This is a genomic window from Streptococcus sp. 2018162 (assembly GCF_019754175.1).
Classification (GTDB): Bacteria; Bacillota; Bacilli; order Lactobacillales; family Streptococcaceae; genus Streptococcus; species Streptococcus hashimotonensis.
Window position 1 is genome coordinate 292,812 of the sequence record NZ_JAIJZP010000002.1, and the last position, 15,916, is coordinate 308,727.

Annotated in this window: 13 protein-coding genes; all 13 read left to right on the forward strand. The window is 41.1% G+C overall.

Annotated features, from left to right (window positions below; genetic code table 11):
• The first annotated feature begins 10 nt into the window (after positions 1 to 10).
• The 13 genes from K5Q22_RS03740 (at position 11) to glpK (ending at position 15,847) form a co-directional block, all read left to right on the forward strand.
• Positions 11 to 982, forward strand: a complete 972-nt coding sequence (locus tag K5Q22_RS03740) for a sugar-binding transcriptional regulator (RefSeq protein WP_205013578.1) — start codon at positions 11 to 13, stop codon at positions 980 to 982.
• A 190-nt stretch (positions 983 to 1,172) separates the two neighbouring features.
• Positions 1,173 to 1,496 (forward strand): PTS lactose/cellobiose transporter subunit IIA, encoded by a 324-nt coding sequence (locus tag K5Q22_RS03745; RefSeq protein WP_024376531.1) that lies wholly within the window; start codon positions 1,173 to 1,175, stop codon positions 1,494 to 1,496.
• 32 nt (positions 1,497 to 1,528) lie between these two features.
• Positions 1,529 to 1,834 (forward strand): PTS sugar transporter subunit IIB, encoded by a 306-nt coding sequence (locus K5Q22_RS03750; RefSeq protein ID WP_002935430.1) that lies wholly within the window; start codon positions 1,529 to 1,531, stop codon positions 1,832 to 1,834.
• A gap of 12 nt (positions 1,835 to 1,846) precedes the next feature.
• Positions 1,847 to 3,148 carry a PTS sugar transporter subunit IIC gene (locus tag K5Q22_RS03755; RefSeq protein ID WP_024414650.1) on the forward strand — a complete coding sequence of 434 codons (1,302 nt, stop codon included), beginning with the start codon at positions 1,847 to 1,849 and terminating at the stop codon, positions 3,146 to 3,148.
• A gap of 151 nt (positions 3,149 to 3,299) precedes the next feature.
• Entirely contained in the window at positions 3,300 to 5,744 is a 2,445-nt protein-coding gene (locus K5Q22_RS03760; RefSeq protein WP_205013579.1) for a glycyl radical protein, read from the forward strand.
• Between the two features lie 14 nt (positions 5,745 to 5,758).
• Positions 5,759 to 6,427, forward strand: a complete 669-nt coding sequence (locus K5Q22_RS03765) for a fructose-6-phosphate aldolase (protein WP_024407592.1) — start codon at positions 5,759 to 5,761, stop codon at positions 6,425 to 6,427.
• Between the two features lie 31 nt (positions 6,428 to 6,458).
• Positions 6,459 to 7,415: a glycerol dehydrogenase gene (locus K5Q22_RS03770; RefSeq protein ID WP_205013580.1), complete on the forward strand. Its 957-nt coding sequence runs from the start codon at positions 6,459 to 6,461 to the stop codon at positions 7,413 to 7,415.
• A 118-nt stretch (positions 7,416 to 7,533) separates the two neighbouring features.
• Entirely contained in the window at positions 7,534 to 8,628 is a 1,095-nt protein-coding gene (locus K5Q22_RS03775; protein WP_205013581.1) for a glycerol dehydrogenase, read from the forward strand.
• 167 nt (positions 8,629 to 8,795) lie between these two features.
• Positions 8,796 to 9,872, forward strand: a complete 1,077-nt coding sequence (locus K5Q22_RS03780; RefSeq protein ID WP_029171167.1) for an aspartate-semialdehyde dehydrogenase — start codon at positions 8,796 to 8,798, stop codon at positions 9,870 to 9,872.
• 72 nt (positions 9,873 to 9,944) lie between these two features.
• The gene (gene dapA / locus K5Q22_RS03785; protein ID WP_024384407.1) at positions 9,945 to 10,880 is read left to right on the forward strand and encodes a 4-hydroxy-tetrahydrodipicolinate synthase; all 936 of its coding nucleotides are present in this window, start codon (positions 9,945 to 9,947) and stop codon (positions 10,878 to 10,880) included.
• 418 nt (positions 10,881 to 11,298) lie between these two features.
• A complete protein-coding gene (locus K5Q22_RS03790; RefSeq protein ID WP_205013582.1) occupies positions 11,299 to 12,651 on the forward strand; it encodes an FAD-dependent oxidoreductase in 1,353 nt (450 codons plus the stop codon).
• A complete protein-coding gene (locus tag K5Q22_RS03795; RefSeq protein ID WP_205013583.1) occupies positions 12,641 to 14,104 on the forward strand; it encodes a helix-turn-helix domain-containing protein in 1,464 nt (487 codons plus the stop codon). The genes K5Q22_RS03790 and K5Q22_RS03795 overlap by 11 nt, the downstream gene beginning before the upstream one ends.
• Positions 14,105 to 14,332: 228 nt before the next feature.
• Positions 14,333 to 15,847, forward strand: coding sequence for a glycerol kinase GlpK (gene glpK, locus K5Q22_RS03800; RefSeq protein WP_105179182.1), 1,515 nt, complete (start codon positions 14,333 to 14,335; stop codon positions 15,845 to 15,847).
• The last annotated feature ends 69 nt before the right edge of the window (positions 15,848 to 15,916 follow it).

Consider the following 15,916-nt stretch of genomic DNA (forward strand, 5'->3'; position numbering starts at 1 on the left):
TGGGGGCAGTATGAAGCAAGAAAAAAGAAGGCAGTTGGCAAAAATAGCCTATCTTTATTACGAAGAGGGGAAAAGCCAAGCTGAGATTGCTGCTGAGACAGGAATTTATAGAACGACAGTCAGTAGAATGTTGACCAAGGCTAAGTCAGAAGGCATTGTAAAAATAGAAATTCAAGATTTTGATAGACGCCTATACCGACTTGAAAAATATGTTCAAGAAAAATATGGATTAAAAGGTTTAGAACTGGTTGAAAACAGCACCGATGAGGACCAGCTTGATTTAGAAAATCGTCTGGCACAGGCTGCAGCCGATATGCTTACCAATCTAATTGATGATGGAAAGAAAGTTGGTTTTTCATGGGGGAGAAGCCTCAGTCTTATTGTAGATAAGATAGGGAATCATCGTATGAAAGCTGTCAAATTTGTTCCAATAGCTGGCGGTCCAAGTCATATCCACGCACGTTATCATGTGAATACTCTGATTTACGATATGGCCAATAAATTTCGTGGAGAATGTAGTTTTATCAATGCGACGATTATCCAGGAGAATCAAGAACTCGCTCAAGGTATTCTTTCTTCTAAATATTTCGAGGAGCTACGTGCTGACTGGAAGGACTTAGATGTAGCAGCAATCGGTATTGGCGGCCGAGTCGATGAAAAAAATCGTCAATGGTTAGATATGTTGACGACAGATGATTTTCAAGCCTTGTCAGATGAAGGTGCAGTCGGTGAAACCTGCTGTCGTGGTCTGAATCAATACGGTCAAGCTGTCGTTGAGGATTTACAAAAGAGGACCATTGCCATCTCTTTAGATGATTTAAAAGAAGTTCCAGATACCATAGCTCTTGCATATGGGGAGGAAAAGGCCCAAGCCATTTTAGCTGTATTGCGAGCTGGCTACATTCATCATCTGGTAACAGATGAACGAACCATCGTAAAAGTTTTAGAACTGGATAATGATGAGCACGTCCATACAAATTAGCAAGAGAATACTTCAATCGCTTAAAGGTGGTTGAAGTATTTTTTATCCCAAAATATGCACAAAAGTGCAAAAATAAATTAAAACGGAAAATGTTCTATAAATATATTTACGCTATAAAGAGAAAATGATATGATTTACTTACGAAAGAAATATAATAACTTACAAATAAAACAAATTGGAGGGAAAAGAAATGGAAATGATTATTGCAGATCAATTGATCATGGGATTGATTATTTATGCTGGAGATGCGAAAAGTCACGCCTACCAAGCTTTGTCGCTTGTCAAAGCAGGTGAAGAAGAGCGAGCAGAAGAGGAATTAGAATTGGCAGATGCAGCATTATTAGAAGCTCACAATATGCAGACAAAATTCTTAGCACAGGAAGCTGGGGGAGCAAAATCTGATATTACAGCACTATTTGTCCATTCGCAAGATCATTTGATGACATCTATTACAGAAATCAATTTGATTAAAGAAATCATTGATTTGCGGAAAGAACTTAAAAAAGTTGGCTAAAACAAAAAAATTATATTTAGGAGGAAACCGAAATGGTTAAAATCGCTCTATTTTGTGCCGCTGGTTTTTCTACAGGCATGTTGGTAAACAACATGAAGATTGCAGCAGCAGACGCAGGTGTCGAAGTAGAAATCGACGCGCATTCTCAAGGGAAAATTGCAGATTACCTTGACGAAATCGATGTAGCTTTACTGGGACCACAAGTAGCATATACGCTTGATAAGTCAAAAGCGCTCTGTGATGAAAAGCAAGTCCCTATTGCTGTGATTCCAATGGCAGATTACGGGATGTTGGACGGGAAAAAAGTTCTTCAATTGGCACTCAGCATGGTTTCATAAAGGAGTATGGTCATGTCCAAAATTGATACACAAAAAATTATTGTCCCAATCATGAAATTTGTGAATATGAAAGGGATCATCGCTCTAAAAGATGGTATGTTGGCTATCTTGCCTTTAACAGTAGTTGGTAGTATTTTCTTAATTTTGGGGCAATTGCCCTTTGAAGGCTTAAATGCTGCAATAGCTTCTATATTTGGAGCGGAATGGACTGAACCGTTTATGCAAGTCTATAGCGGAACCTTTGCAATTATGGGCTTGATTTCTTGTTTTGCGATCGGCTATTCTTACGCCAAAAATAGTGGAGTTGAGCCTCTCCCTGCGGGTGTACTGTCCTTGTCTTCATTCTTTATCCTCTTGAAATCATCTTATATTCCAGTTGATGGAGAACCAATCGGTGATGCCATCGCAAAAGTATGGTTTGGTGGTCAAGGAATTATCGGTGCGATTATTATTGGTTTGGTAGTGGGCGCTATCTATACGACTTTTATTCAGCGTCATATTGTTATCAAGATGCCTGAACAAGTACCGCAAGCTATTGCCAAGCAGTTTGAAGCTATGATTCCAGCTTTTGTCATCTTTTTGCTATCTATGATTGTCTATATTGTTTCCAAGATGGCGACAAACGGTGGTACATTCATTGAAATGATTTACGATGTGATTCAAGTGCCACTACAAGGCTTGACTGGTTCATTACCAGGTGCGATTGGAATTGCTTTCTTCATTTCCTTCCTCTGGTGGTTTGGTGTACATGGTCAGTCAGTTGTCAATGGTGTCGTTACTGCTTTACTATTGTCAAACCTCGATGCCAATAAGGCCCTTTTAGCAGCAGATAAATTGTCTCTGGAAAATGGCGCCCACATCGTGACCCAACAATTCTTGGATAGTTTCTTGATCATGTCAGGTTCGGGTATTACCTTTGGTATTGTTTTTGCAATGCTATTTGCCGCAAAATCAAAACAATATAAGGCTCTTGGTAAGGTAGCAGCCTTTCCTGCACTCTTTAACGTTAATGAACCAGTCGTCTTTGGTTTTCCAATTGTGATGAATCCTGTTATGTTCTTACCATTTGTCTTGGTACCGATCTTAGCGGCTTTCATTGTCTACGGTGCAATCTCAATAGGCTTTATGCAACCATTTTCAGGTGTGACCCTACCATGGTCTACCCCAGCAATCATTTCTGGTTTTATGGTGGGTGGTTGGCAAGGTGCAGTTGTTCAAATCATTATTTTAGCTGTCTCAACTATTGTTTATTTCCCATTCTTCAAAATCCAAGATAAGATTGCCTATGAAAGTGAAATGAAAGAAACAGTTTAGTCAATGATGTCAGACAAAAGAGTTGCACAAATGTGCAGCTGGCTTCGGAAATCTTAGCTCTCACTAGCATCAATTGACAATAACCCCTATTACAGGATATACTTAATTTACAAACGAAACAAAATTAAGTTTCGAAAGAAAGGGTAAAACTATGAAAACAGTGACTGAAGTAGCTGGCACTAGCATTAAAACTGAGTATTTTGGAAGTCTGACAGATCGGATGAACAAATACAGAGAAGATGTCCTTGATAAGAAGCCCTATATTGATGCGGAACGGGCTGTTTTAGCAACAAAAGCCTATCAAGAACATAGAGAAAAGCCCAATGTATTAAAAAGGGCCTATATGCTCAAAGAAATATTGGAGAACATGACGCTTTATATTGAGGAAGAAAGTCTGATTGCAGGTAACCAAGCTTCTTCAAATAAAGATGCTCCCATCTTCCCAGAATATACCTTAGAGTTTGTATTGAATGAATTGGATTTATTCGAAAAACGGGACGGGGATGTCTTCTATATTACCGAGGAAACCAAGGAGCAGTTGCGCAGCATCGCTCCATTCTGGGAAAAGAATAATCTTCGTTCACGTGCAGGTGTCTTGCTACCAGAAGAAGTTCAAGTTTATATGGAAACTGGCTTCTTTGGTATGGAAGGTAAGATGAACTCTGGCGATGCCCACTTGGCTGTCAATTACCAAAAGGTATTGGAACAAGGTTTGCGTGGTTTTGAGGAGCGAGTTCGTGAAGCAAAGGCTAATCTCGATTTGATGGATCCTGCAAGTATTGATAAATATCATTTCTATGACTCAATCTTTATCATCATTGATGCGGTGAAAGCATACGCCGATCGTTTTGTCGCCTTGGCTACCGAATTGGCAGAGAAAGCTCCAACCGCTCAACGCCGTCAAGAACTACTGGAGATTGCACGGATTTGTGCGAAGGTGCCGTATGAACCTGCTGAAACATTTGCAGAGGCAGTGCAATCTGTCTGGTTTATCCAGTGTATCTTGCAAATCGAGTCGAATGGACATTCTCTATCCTATGGACGTTTCGACCAATACATGTATCCGTATGTGAAAGCTGATTTAGAAGCAGGACGTGAAACAGAAGACAGCATCGTCGAACGCTTGACTAACTTGTGGATTAAGACCATTACTATCAACAAGGTTCGTAGTCAATCACATACCTTCTCATCTGCTGGTAGTCCACTATACCAAAATGTAACCATTGGTGGACAAACACGTGATAAGAAGGATGCTGTCAATCCACTTTCTTACTTAGTATTGAAATCTGTTGCCCAAACACACCTGCCACAGCCAAACTTGACTGTTCGCTATCATGCAGGCCTAGATGCTCGCTTCATGAATGAATGTATTGAAGTCATGAAACTTGGTTTTGGTATGCCTGCCTTCAACAACGATGAAATTATCATTCCATCCTTTATAGAGAAAGGTGTCTTGGAAGAAGATGCCTATGACTACAGTGCGATTGGCTGTGTAGAAACGGCTGTTCCTGGTAAATGGGGATACCGTTGTACAGGTATGAGCTATATGAACTTCCCGAAAGTTTTATTGATTACCATGAATGATGGTATCGATCCTGCATCAGGCAAACGGTTTGCACCAGCCTTTGGTCACTTCAAAGATATGAAATCCTTTGAAGAGCTTGAAACGGCATGGGAAAAGACACTTCGTCATCTAACACGGATGAGTGTTATCGTTGAAAATGCAATTGACATTGCTTTAGAAAGAGAAGTACCAGACATTCTCTGCTCGGCTCTGACAGATGACTGTATCGGTCGTGGCAAGCACCTGAAAGAAGGCGGAGCAATTTACGATTACATTTCTGGTCTGCAGGTTGGCATTGCCAATTTATCTGATTCTCTAGCAGCAATCAAAAAATTAGTCTTTGAAGAAGGACGATTGACTCCAGAAGAATTGTGGCATGCTTTGGAAACAGACTATGCTGGGGAGCGTGGTAAAGAAATCCAGGAAATGTTGATTGAAGATGCACCAAAATATGGTAACGATGATGATTATGCAGACCAATTGGTAACAGCAGCGTATGATATTTATATCGATGAGATTGCCAAATATCCAAATACTCGCTTTGGTCGTGGTCCGATTGGTGGTATCCGTTATTCAGGTACATCATCCATTTCAGCAAACGTTGGACAAGGGCGTGGTACCTTGGCAACTCCAGATGGTCGAAATGCAGGTACACCGTTGGCAGAAGGTTGTTCTCCATCACATAATATGGATAAAAATGGACCGACATCCGTTTTGAAATCAGTTGCCAAATTACCAACGCATGAAATTGTTGGAGGCGTTCTGCTCAATCAGAAGGTCAATCCACAAACACTTGCCAAAGAAGAAGACAAACAAAAATTAATTGCCCTCTTGCGGACATTCTTTAACCGCTTGCATGGCTATCATATTCAGTACAATGTTGTCTCTCGAGAAACCTTGATTGATGCACAACTACATCCTGAAAAACACCGTGATTTGATTGTCCGTGTAGCAGGTTATTCAGCATTCTTCAATGTATTGTCGAGAGCAACACAAGACGACATCATTGGTCGTACAGAACATACATTGTAAAAGAGGTTATTATTATGGAATTCATGCTGGACACCTTAAATATAGAGGAAATACGAAAATGGGCTGAGGTTTTACCCCTTGCGGGGGTGACCTCAAACCCAACGATTGCGAAGAAAGAAGGTGACATTGACTTTTTTGAACGTTTGCACCTTATCCGTGACATCATCGGTCCAAATGCTTCACTACATGTGCAAGTTGTGGCAAAGGATTATGAAGGGATTTTGGCAGACGCTAAAAAAATTCGTGAATTGGCACCGGAAAATGTCTATATTAAGGTTCCGGTAACTCCTGCTGGTTTGGCTGCTATGAAAACATTGAAAGCGCAAGGCTATCAGATTACAGCAACAGCGATTTATACCGTTTTTCAGGGCTTGTTAGCTATTGAAGCGGGTGCAGATTACTTGGCACCGTACTACAATCGTATGGCCAATCTGAATATTGATTCGAATGCGGTCATCGCTCAGTTATCAGAAGCAATTGACAGGGAGTGTTCGGAAAGTAAAATTTTAGCGGCGTCATTCAAAAATGTGGATCAAGTGAACCAAGCATTTGCAAATGGGGCGCAGGCTATTACGGCAGGTGCAGATGTATTTGAAGCAGCTTTTTCTATGCCATCCATTGAAAAGGCGGTAAATGATTTTGCAGATGATTGGTCTGCCATTCATGGAAGATATACTATCTAAACAGTTCTATATTAAAAAATAAGGGGGCACTATGAAACAATTCTCAGGTCTTTCACGCACTATCCAAGGAAATCATCTTTTAGACACTTGTGCGATTGACATTTTGAAAATAGGTCATCGCCCCCTTGTTTTATGTGCAAAACAGGAGTATAATACGACTGTAGAAAACTTTGTGAAAGTCTTAACTTGTCACGGACTCATTGTTAAAATAGCCTATATAGAGGAGTGGGACCAGAACTTGGTTGAAGAATGTGGGGAAGTTGGTTTCCGACATTGTGCAGACCATATTATTGGCATTGGTAATAGTTCTGTGGCAGCTTGTACAAAGTCTGTTGCGGATTTACTAGACTTGCCAGCCGTTCTTATACCGACTTCACCGTTTACCACTCTGCCTCGGGTATCGGTGGAAAACAAGAAAAGAGAGCGACCATTGTTTAATGAGTCCATCCAGCTAATTATCGCGGATAGGGACCAATTATTGACACAACCTACCACGGAGTTAATGAATGGAGTGGTCAATACTCTTCTTTATCTAGCAGCCATAAAAGAAGTAAAAAGAAATCATCTATTCAGTTTGATAGATGATATTCTTATCAGAGATTTTGAAAGCGTTTTATTTAATAATAGCCTTCAAGCTATAGAGGATTTTGAAGCCCGGATATTATCAAAAGAAGTACAAGATGTCTTAGAAGTTCTTTCTACTTGTGTAACATTAGACCTACCTAGTGATGCTTGGGACGTGATTCAACAAATAGAATCAAAGCTCAGCGAAAGAAGAGAGGATTTAGTGGATGAGCCATTGAAACGAAATCTTGTCCTCTATTTGCTTTTGATCTATTTGACTCAGGAATCAGAAGAATTTCAAGCCAGGCTGAAGTGGTGTCAACAGTTGCTTTTGTCTGCCAACTCTAGCAATCTATCGTCGCTGGAGGCAGTTTTCAAGGAAATTGCACTAGAGATGGGAGAAGATTGCTCGACACGTTGCTAGTAGGCATCGCTGTACAATGGCAATATTAAAAATATGGGCTCGTCCTCTTGCTTTCGGCAATGCTAACTTCGTTTATTACTCAATATAACACTATCTATTATTTAAAGGAGGAATTCTTATGAAAGTATTTGCAAGTCCATCTCGCTATATTCAAGGTAAACATGTTCTTTTCCAAGGTGCAGAAGCTATCGGAAAATTGGGAACAAAGCCTTTGATTCTTTGTGATGATTTAGTATATGGGATTGTCGGTGAGAAGTTTTTGTCCTATCTCGTTGAAGAAGGGATGCAAGTCCATCGTGTTGCCTTTAATGGAGAAGCATCTGACAAGGAAATCCAGCGCGTCGTAGAAATCGGAAAAGAACAGGCTAGTGACGTCGTAATCGGTCTAGGTGGTGGCAAGACGATTGACTCAGCCAAGGCGATTGCTGATTTACTAGGAGTGCCAGTCGTCATTGCTCCAACTATTGCTTCAACAGATGCTCCGACATCTGCTTTATCTGTCATTTATTCTGAAGAAGGGGCGTTTGAACGCTATATTTTCTATAAGAAAAATCCGGATCTTGTCTTGGTAGATACAGCGATTATTTGTCAAGCACCGCCACGTCTTTTGGCTTCTGGTATTGCGGATGGCTTGGCGACGTGGGTAGAAGCGCGTGCTATTTTACAAAGCAATGGAACAACAATGGCAGGAGGAGGTCAGACACTTGCTGGTATCGCTATTGCACAAACCTGTGAACAAACACTCTTTCAATACGGACTTCAAGCCATGGCCAGCTGTGAAGCCAAGGTTGTGACAGCTGCTTTAGAGAATATTGTTGAAGCCAATACCTTGCTAAGTGGTTTAGGCTTTGAAAGTGCAGGTTTGGCTGCGGCGCATGCGATACACAATGGATTCACCGCCTTGGAGGGAGATATTCACCATTTGACACATGGTGAAAAAGTGGCTTATGGGACCTTGACCCAGCTCTTCTTGGAAAACCGTCCGAAAGAAGAATTGGAAAAATACATCCGTTTCTATCAAGCCTTGAATCTTCCAACAACTTTGGAGGAGTTACATTTGGCTGATGCTAGTTATGAAGATCTATTGAAAGTCGGCCAACAAGCGACGATTGAAGGAGAAACAATTCACGGTATGCCATTTGCTATTTCAGCAGAAGATGTAGCAGAAGCTCTGATAGCTGTTGACTACTATGTTCGCTCATTAGATAAATAAGAAGAGCATTCACAGTTGAGCATGTCCATCTAAACTTGGAATAGAGGTTCGAAGTAATTGCCTTGGGAAATTCTTCCTCAGGGCTTTTCATTTGAAAAAATTATGATATAATTGTTAAATATAAAATATTTAGAAAATTTTGAAGAATTGACTTAAAGGAGATTTCTATGGCCTATGTAGTAGCTGTTGTTGGTGCCACTGGTGCAGTCGGTGCCCAAATGATTAAAATGTTGGAAGAGTCAACACTTCCAATCGAGAAAGTGCGTTTCCTTGCTTCTGCCCGTTCAGCAGGCAAGACCTTGCAGTTTAAGGGACAGGATATTGTCATTGAAGAAACAACAGAAACAGCCTTTGAAGGAGTGGATATTGCCCTCTTCTCAGCTGGTGGCTCTACATCTGCCAAGTATGCTCCTTACGCTGTAAAAGCAGGAGCGGTTGTCGTGGACAATACTTCGTATTTCCGCCAAAATCCAGATGTGCCGTTGGTTGTTCCTGAGGTAAATGCTCACGCGCTGGATGCCCACAATGGTATCATTGCTTGTCCAAACTGCTCAACCATTCAAATGATGGTTGCCTTGGAGCCTGTTCGTCAGAAATGGGGCTTGGAGCGGATCATCGTATCTACTTATCAGGCAGTCTCTGGTGCTGGTATGGGAGCTATCTTGGAAACACAAGCACAGCTTCGTTCTGTCTTGAATGATGGCGTGGAACCAAAAGCGGTAGAAGCAAATATTCTTCCTTCAGGTGGCGATAAGAAACACTATCCAATCGGTTTCAATGCTATTCCGCAAATCGACCTCTTCACTGAAAATGACTACACTTATGAAGAGATGAAGATGACAAAAGAGACTAAGAAAATCATGGAAGATGACAGTATTGCCGTTTCTGCAACCTGCGTCCGTATTCCAGTCTTGTCTGCCCACTCTGAGTCTGTTTACATTGAAACTAAGGAAATTGCACCGATTGAAGAAGTGAAGGCAGCTATTGCATCCTTCCCAGGAGCAGTTTTAGAAGATGATGTGGCTAATCAAATTTATCCGCAAGCGATTAACGCTGTCGGTAGCCGTGATACCTTTGTTGGTCGTATCCGTAAAGATTTGGACAAGGAAAACGGAATCCACATGTGGGTTGTTTCTGACAACTTGCTCAAAGGTGCTGCATGGAACTCTGTTCAAATCGCTGAAACCCTTCATGAGCGTGGTCTAGTTCGTCCAACGGCAGACTTGAAATTTGAATTGAAATAATTTCATTAACCAAAAGTACACAAAAGGCTGCACTCAGCCTTTTTTAGCAACAATCAGTAAGAGAGGAAGCCTATGTCTATTCAAGATTTACGTGATGTAAAAATTATTACAGCAATGATTACCCCTTTCAAAGAAGATGGCTCGATTAATTTTGAAGTTTTACCCGAGTTGATTGAGCATCTATTGTCCCATCACACAGAAGGGATTTTATTAGCAGGAACAACTGCCGAAAGTCCAACCCTGACACACGAGGAAGAACTGGAACTATTTGGTGCTGTGCAAAAGATTGTCAACGGTCGTGTTCCCTTGATTGCAGGTATCGGTACAAACGATACGCGCGACTCGATTGAGTTTGCCAAAGAAGTGGCGGCATTCGGCGGCTTTGCGGCAGGTCTTGCCATTGTGCCTTACTACAACAAACCCTCTCAAGAGGGAATGTATCAGCACTTCAAGGCTATTGCGGATGCCTCTGATTTGCCAATCATTATCTACAATATCCCAGGTCGTGTCGTGGTTGAAATGACGCCAGAAACCATGTTACGTTTGGCTGAGCATCCAAACATCATCGGTGTTAAAGAGTGTACAAGCCTTGCCAACATGGCTTACCTAATTGAGCATAAACCTGACGACTTCTTGATTTATACAGGTGAGGATGGCGATGCTTTCCATGCAATGAACTTGGGAGCAGATGGTGTGATTTCTGTTGCATCTCACACGAATGGTGATGAGATGTATGAAATGTTTACAGCCATCGAACAACAAGATATTCGAACAGCAGCTGCTATTCAACGCAAATTCATCCCGAAAGTCAATGCCCTCTTCTCCTATCCAAGTCCTGCACCAGTTAAGGCAGTTCTCAACTATCTTGGATTTGAAGTTGGTCCACTCCGCTTGCCGTTGGTTCCATGCCCAGAAGAAGATGCCAAACGCATTATCAAAGTAGTCGTTGACGGCGACTACGAAGCAACTAAAGCGACTGTGACAGGAGTCGTACGACCAGATTATTAAAAACGTCTAGGGGAGTGAAACAGTTCGGGGAACTGTTTCAGCTGGTCACCAAGAAATACGAAAGTGACCACAGAAGACCCGAGCTCAAAAAACCGAAAGTGAGGACAGTCTACGGATAGACTGTTTTAACCTGAGCCTGAAAATATGAAAGCGAGGCCTGTTCGGGGGATACGAGTAGACCGGTGGTCTATTCGTACCTGAGCTTGAAAACAAAAAAGCGAAGTATTTTTACGTGAGTTAGAGCATAAAGAGTGAGGAATTTGGAAAACGATTAACCAAGCGGAGCTTCTTGTCATTTTCGTCGGTTTATTTAAATCTACACAAGCACATCAGTTATCTGGTGTGTTTTTCAGTTGCAAGCCTTTTCAATTTTTTGGCATTCTTGATATAATAACTAAAAACGATAAAAGGATTAAGTATGAATATTGTTATTATAGGCGCCTCCTTTGCTGGTTTAAGCGCAGCTTTGGAATGTCGAAAATTGTATCAAAATGCTCAGATAACACTAATTGATAGAGAAAAAGATGTGGCTTACTTTCCAAATACCTTGAATTGGAAAGTGGCAGGAAAAATTTCTGGTTGGGAAGATGCGAAGATTTCTTTGTTCAGTGAGGTGCAGCATGCAGCTATTTCTTGTCTTTTTGAAACAGAATGTCTCGCAGTTTATCCTGAAATGCGAAAGGTAAAGATACGGCATCATCAAGATACAGGTGATATTATTTATGACCGACTAATATTGGCTATGGGAGCGAGTCAAACATGGGAATGGGGAACGGAAGAACTTCAAGACTATCTAATTCGTTCAAAAACGCTATCTCAAGCACAAGCTAGTCTAGAGAAATTGACAAATACAAAAACAGTTGCAGTGATCGGGGCAGGACAGATTGGTTTGGAAAGCTTGGATGCACTTAGCCAGTTGGATTTGAATTTGCATGTGTTTGAAGCGCAAGATTCGCTCCTTGCAAAGTACGTTGATGAGGATATGATTGTGCCGATTCGTCAAGAGATAGAAAAAAGAGGAATCCAACTTCATTTATCCGAAACAGTCAATCAGATAACGATTGATACTCAGGAAGAACAGCTGGTTTGTCATACAGTCACGGGTAACTATCAAGCTGATTTAGTCTTACCATCCACCAATTTGACGCCCAATATTCAGCTAGTGAAAGATAGGCTAAAAGTGACTGCAGAAGGGACTGTATGGGTGGATGAGTTTCTTGAAACAAGCCAAGAGAATATTTTTGCTGTAGGTGATTTGGTTAGTCTCCCAGTAGATTATTTTGGACAGGCATATCTTCCAATGATTCATCATGCGATTATGACAGGGAGGATGGCTGCTCGAAATTTGCAAAAGAGGATTGCTCCTATTAAGAGAGTCCAGCGGATTGTTTCTAGTCATGTATTTGGTTATTATATAACTAGCCTTGGCTTGACCGAGAGCGAGGCGAGCTTGTGGTTAGAGAGTAAATCAATTCGGATTAGAAGGCCATATAGCCAGTGGGAACCAACTTTAGTAGATTTCAAACTAATTGTCGAAGAAACGAGTGGACGCATCATAGGGGGACAACTCGTTTCTACTGCAGATTATATTGAGCAGATGGATGTACTGTCTCTTGCGATTTCAAAGGATTTGACCGTCTTTGATTTGGTAGAACATTCTTGGCTCTGTCTTCCTGGAAATACTCCTCTGGTTCCCTTCATCGTAGAGGCCGCTCAAGAGTATATTCGGCAATTTTATCAGGTTGATGGGGAGGGTGTCTATGCGGATTGATTCCTTATTGGAAAAGCGTGAGCGCGCCATTTATCAGCTTTTCCTCTACTTAGAAGATAGGAAAGAGGGACCCTCACTAAAGGATATTTGTTACTATTTAGAATTGTCAAAATCAACTCTTCTTCGCTATATTGTATCTTTCAATGAAGAAGCAGAAGCAGCCGACTTGGGACTCTCTTTTCAACTCGAAGATGAAAGGGTCTTTTTGAAGAAAAAGGCCAGTTTGAGCCTTCATCGTATCCTAGCCTATCTCTGTCAAACCAGTACCAAATATCAAATTATTGTTTATTTATTTGATAAGGAAGAGGTCTCTATTCAACAGCTGGCTCAAGAATTGCTGATAAGCGAAGCGACTCTGAATCGCCATCTTGCCTCTTTGAACCAGATATTGGCAGAATTTGGTATTGGAATCAAAAGTGGTCGTCTAAAAGGTAGTGAGCTTCAAATACGGTACTTTTTACATCAAATGTTGAGTTTGACTACTAGGAGAGCGGAATTACAAGAAGAGTTTATGCTTGGGAAACTAGAGGCCTTATTGCCAGTTTTCGAACGCTTCTATCAATCGCCGCTCAATCCCAAGCAAGCCCATCGTCTTTTATTGTGGTTAATGATTTCACAGCAACGCTCTCGATTGCAACAGCTAGATTTTAAGCCCCTTTACAAATTGATGGAACCCTATCAAGAACATAAGTTTTACCGACGTTTGAGAAAGATGTATTTTACACTAAGTCAGCAACAATCCACCTCTTTTCAAGAAGGGGAGATTATGGCATTGTTTGCTTTCCTGTTTAGCCATTTCATTTTAGCGCCGCATCAATTAGAGCAGGTTCTTGGTTTCGGTGGGCCGATTATGGAAGCTACCTCTTTGGCTCTTCAGAAATTACGGTTATATTTTGAGGAAAATTTACCAGTCTCAGAAGAAGCACTCTATCATTTGAACCAAATTATGAGCCAGCTATACTTCTTTTATTCTTCCGTTGAACTGGAAGAAGTAGAAGCTTCTAGTTTCTATCCAGAAGCAGAAGACTTGCTAAAAGACGTCTGTAAATCAGTTTTTCATAGAAAAGCCAGTAAAGAAATAAGGAACTCTTATCTGACAAACATTGCGGATTTGTATATTTATTTTAGTCAGGTCCAGCCTATACAGGTCAAGGTTGCTTTTGCTTCTTCTCTACACGAGGTTCTATCCTATCCTCTCTTGTTGCAACTAAGGGAGAAGTTAGAAGGCAATCGTCAGGTTCTTATTGAGCCCTATCAAGCAGGGTATGACTATGATTTGATCATTACAGATTACCTCGAAAATACAAGCCTTCCAATTTATTGTCTAGGAAATCGATTGAAAATCCAAGACATTGTACAATTAAAGGCATGGATACAGGATATATACCATCAAAAGTCCTGTCAATCAGAGATTATGGCGACCAAAACTTCTTTTCCTATCGAGCATCGCTAGACAATGTCAGATAGTCTTTGTGAAAAATGTAAGTGCATTTAACCTTGAAAAATTTATTTTATAAACTCTGATAACAGTTGGTAGAATCATCTTTCTAGCACTGCTTATCAGATTTTTTTATTTTTTTGAAAAAAATGATAGGAAAAATTCACAAGAATGGGTTAGAATAGAATTACCAAGAAAACGGAAGCGTTTTCAAAAAAAGATAAACAAACAGGAGGGAGACCTATGTCTACTGAAAAATACATCATGGCCATTGACCAAGGAACTACAAGTTCACGTGCCATTATCTTCAATAAAAAAGGTGAAAAAGTTGGCAGTTACCAAAAAGAGTTTACGCAAATTTTCCCTAAACCAGGTTGGGTTGAACACAACGCCAATGAAATTTGGAATTCTGTTCAGTCTGTGATTGCAGGGTCCTTTATCGAAAGCGGTGTTCGTCCTGATCAGATTGAAGGAATTGGTATTACCAACCAACGTGAAACAACCGTTGTCTGGGATAAGGAAACAGGTCTTCCAATTTACAATGCCGTTGTCTGGCAATCTCGTCAAACAGCTCATATTGCTGACCAGCTGAAGGCAGATGGTCACGCAGATATGATTCATAAAAAGACTGGACTTGTAGTCGACGCCTACTTCTCAGCAACCAAAGTTCGTTGGATTTTGGATCAAGTCCCTGGAGCGCAGGAACGTGCTGAAAAAGGTGAGATTCTGTTTGGAACCATTGATACTTGGTTGGTATGGAAATTGACCGATGGGAAATGCCATGTGACGGATTATTCAAATGCAGCTCGTACCATGCTCTACAACATTGAAGAGTTGAAATGGGATGATGAAATTTTATCTCTTCTCAATATTCCAAAAGCCATGTTGCCGGAAGTTCGTTCAAACTCTGAAGTTTACGGTACAACAGCTCCATTCCATTTCTATGGCGCAGAAGTGCCAATCTCAGGTATGGCAGGTGACCAACAGGCAGCTCTATTTGGACAATTGGCATTTGAGCCAGGTATGGTGAAAAATACTTACGGAACTGGTTCCTTCATCGTGATGAATACAGGTGAAGAGATGCAGTTGTCACAGAACAACCTTCTCACAACAATTGGCTACGGTATCGACGGCAAAGTCTATTATGCGCTTGAAGGATCTATCTTTATCGCTGGTTCGGCGGTTCAATGGCTCCGTGACAGCATGCGAATGGTGACTACATCACCTGAGTCAGAAGAGCTTGCTCGTAAGTCAACCAGCAATGATGAAGTCTATGTTGTTCCAGCCTTTACAGGACTTGGAGCTCCGTATTGGAACTCAGATGCACGTGGTTCAGTCTTTGGTCTCACTCGTGGTACAACAAAAGAAGACTTCGTCAAAGCAACTCTCCAATCCATTGCCTATCAGGTTCGTGATGTTATTGATACCATGCAATTGGATACAGGTATTGATATTTCAGTCTTGAAGGTTGACGGTGGTGCAGCAATGAACAGCCTCCTCATGCAATTTCAAGCAGATATTTTGGGCATTGAAATCGCACGCGCTCAAAACCTTGAAACTACAGCTCTTGGAGCAGCATTCTTAGCAGGTTTAGCAGTTGGTTTCTGGAAAGATTTGGATGAATTGAAAGAACTCAACGCTGTCGGCCAATCCTTCCAACCAACCATGAACGAAGCTCGTAAAGAACAACTTTACAAGGGATGGAAAAAAGCTGTCGCAGCAACTCAACTATTTGCAGAAGTGGATGAGGAGCAATAAAGGACTTGTTAGCTAGGGGAATGAAGGTTTTCCTCTTGCTAGACAGTCCTATTCGAAAGTTAGGAAGTG

Bases quoted from the DNA above. Each gene is read 5' to 3' on its own strand.
- K5Q22_RS03750 (WP_002935430.1), top strand. From the start codon at position 1,529: ATGGTTAAAATCGCTCTATTTTGTGCCGCTGGTTTTTCTACAGGCATG.
- K5Q22_RS03775 (WP_205013581.1), top strand. From the start codon at position 7,534: ATGAAAGTATTTGCAAGTCCATCTCGCTATATTCAAGGTAAACATGTT.
- K5Q22_RS03795 (WP_205013583.1), top strand. From the start codon at position 12,641: ATGCGGATTGATTCCTTATTGGAAAAGCGTGAGCGCGCCATTTATCAG.
- K5Q22_RS03790 (WP_205013582.1), top strand. From the start codon at position 11,299: ATGAATATTGTTATTATAGGCGCCTCCTTTGCTGGTTTAAGCGCAGCT.
- dapA (WP_024384407.1), top strand. From the start codon at position 9,945: ATGTCTATTCAAGATTTACGTGATGTAAAAATTATTACAGCAATGATT.
- K5Q22_RS03755 (WP_024414650.1), top strand. From the start codon at position 1,847: ATGTCCAAAATTGATACACAAAAAATTATTGTCCCAATCATGAAATTT.
- K5Q22_RS03740 (WP_205013578.1), top strand. From the start codon at position 11: ATGAAGCAAGAAAAAAGAAGGCAGTTGGCAAAAATAGCCTATCTTTAT.
- K5Q22_RS03760 (WP_205013579.1), top strand. From the start codon at position 3,300: ATGAAAACAGTGACTGAAGTAGCTGGCACTAGCATTAAAACTGAGTAT.
- K5Q22_RS03745 (WP_024376531.1), top strand. From the start codon at position 1,173: ATGGAAATGATTATTGCAGATCAATTGATCATGGGATTGATTATTTAT.
- K5Q22_RS03770 (WP_205013580.1), top strand. From the start codon at position 6,459: ATGAAACAATTCTCAGGTCTTTCACGCACTATCCAAGGAAATCATCTT.
- glpK (WP_105179182.1), top strand. From the start codon at position 14,333: ATGTCTACTGAAAAATACATCATGGCCATTGACCAAGGAACTACAAGT.
- K5Q22_RS03780 (WP_029171167.1), top strand. From the start codon at position 8,796: ATGGCCTATGTAGTAGCTGTTGTTGGTGCCACTGGTGCAGTCGGTGCC.
- K5Q22_RS03765 (WP_024407592.1), top strand. From the start codon at position 5,759: ATGGAATTCATGCTGGACACCTTAAATATAGAGGAAATACGAAAATGG.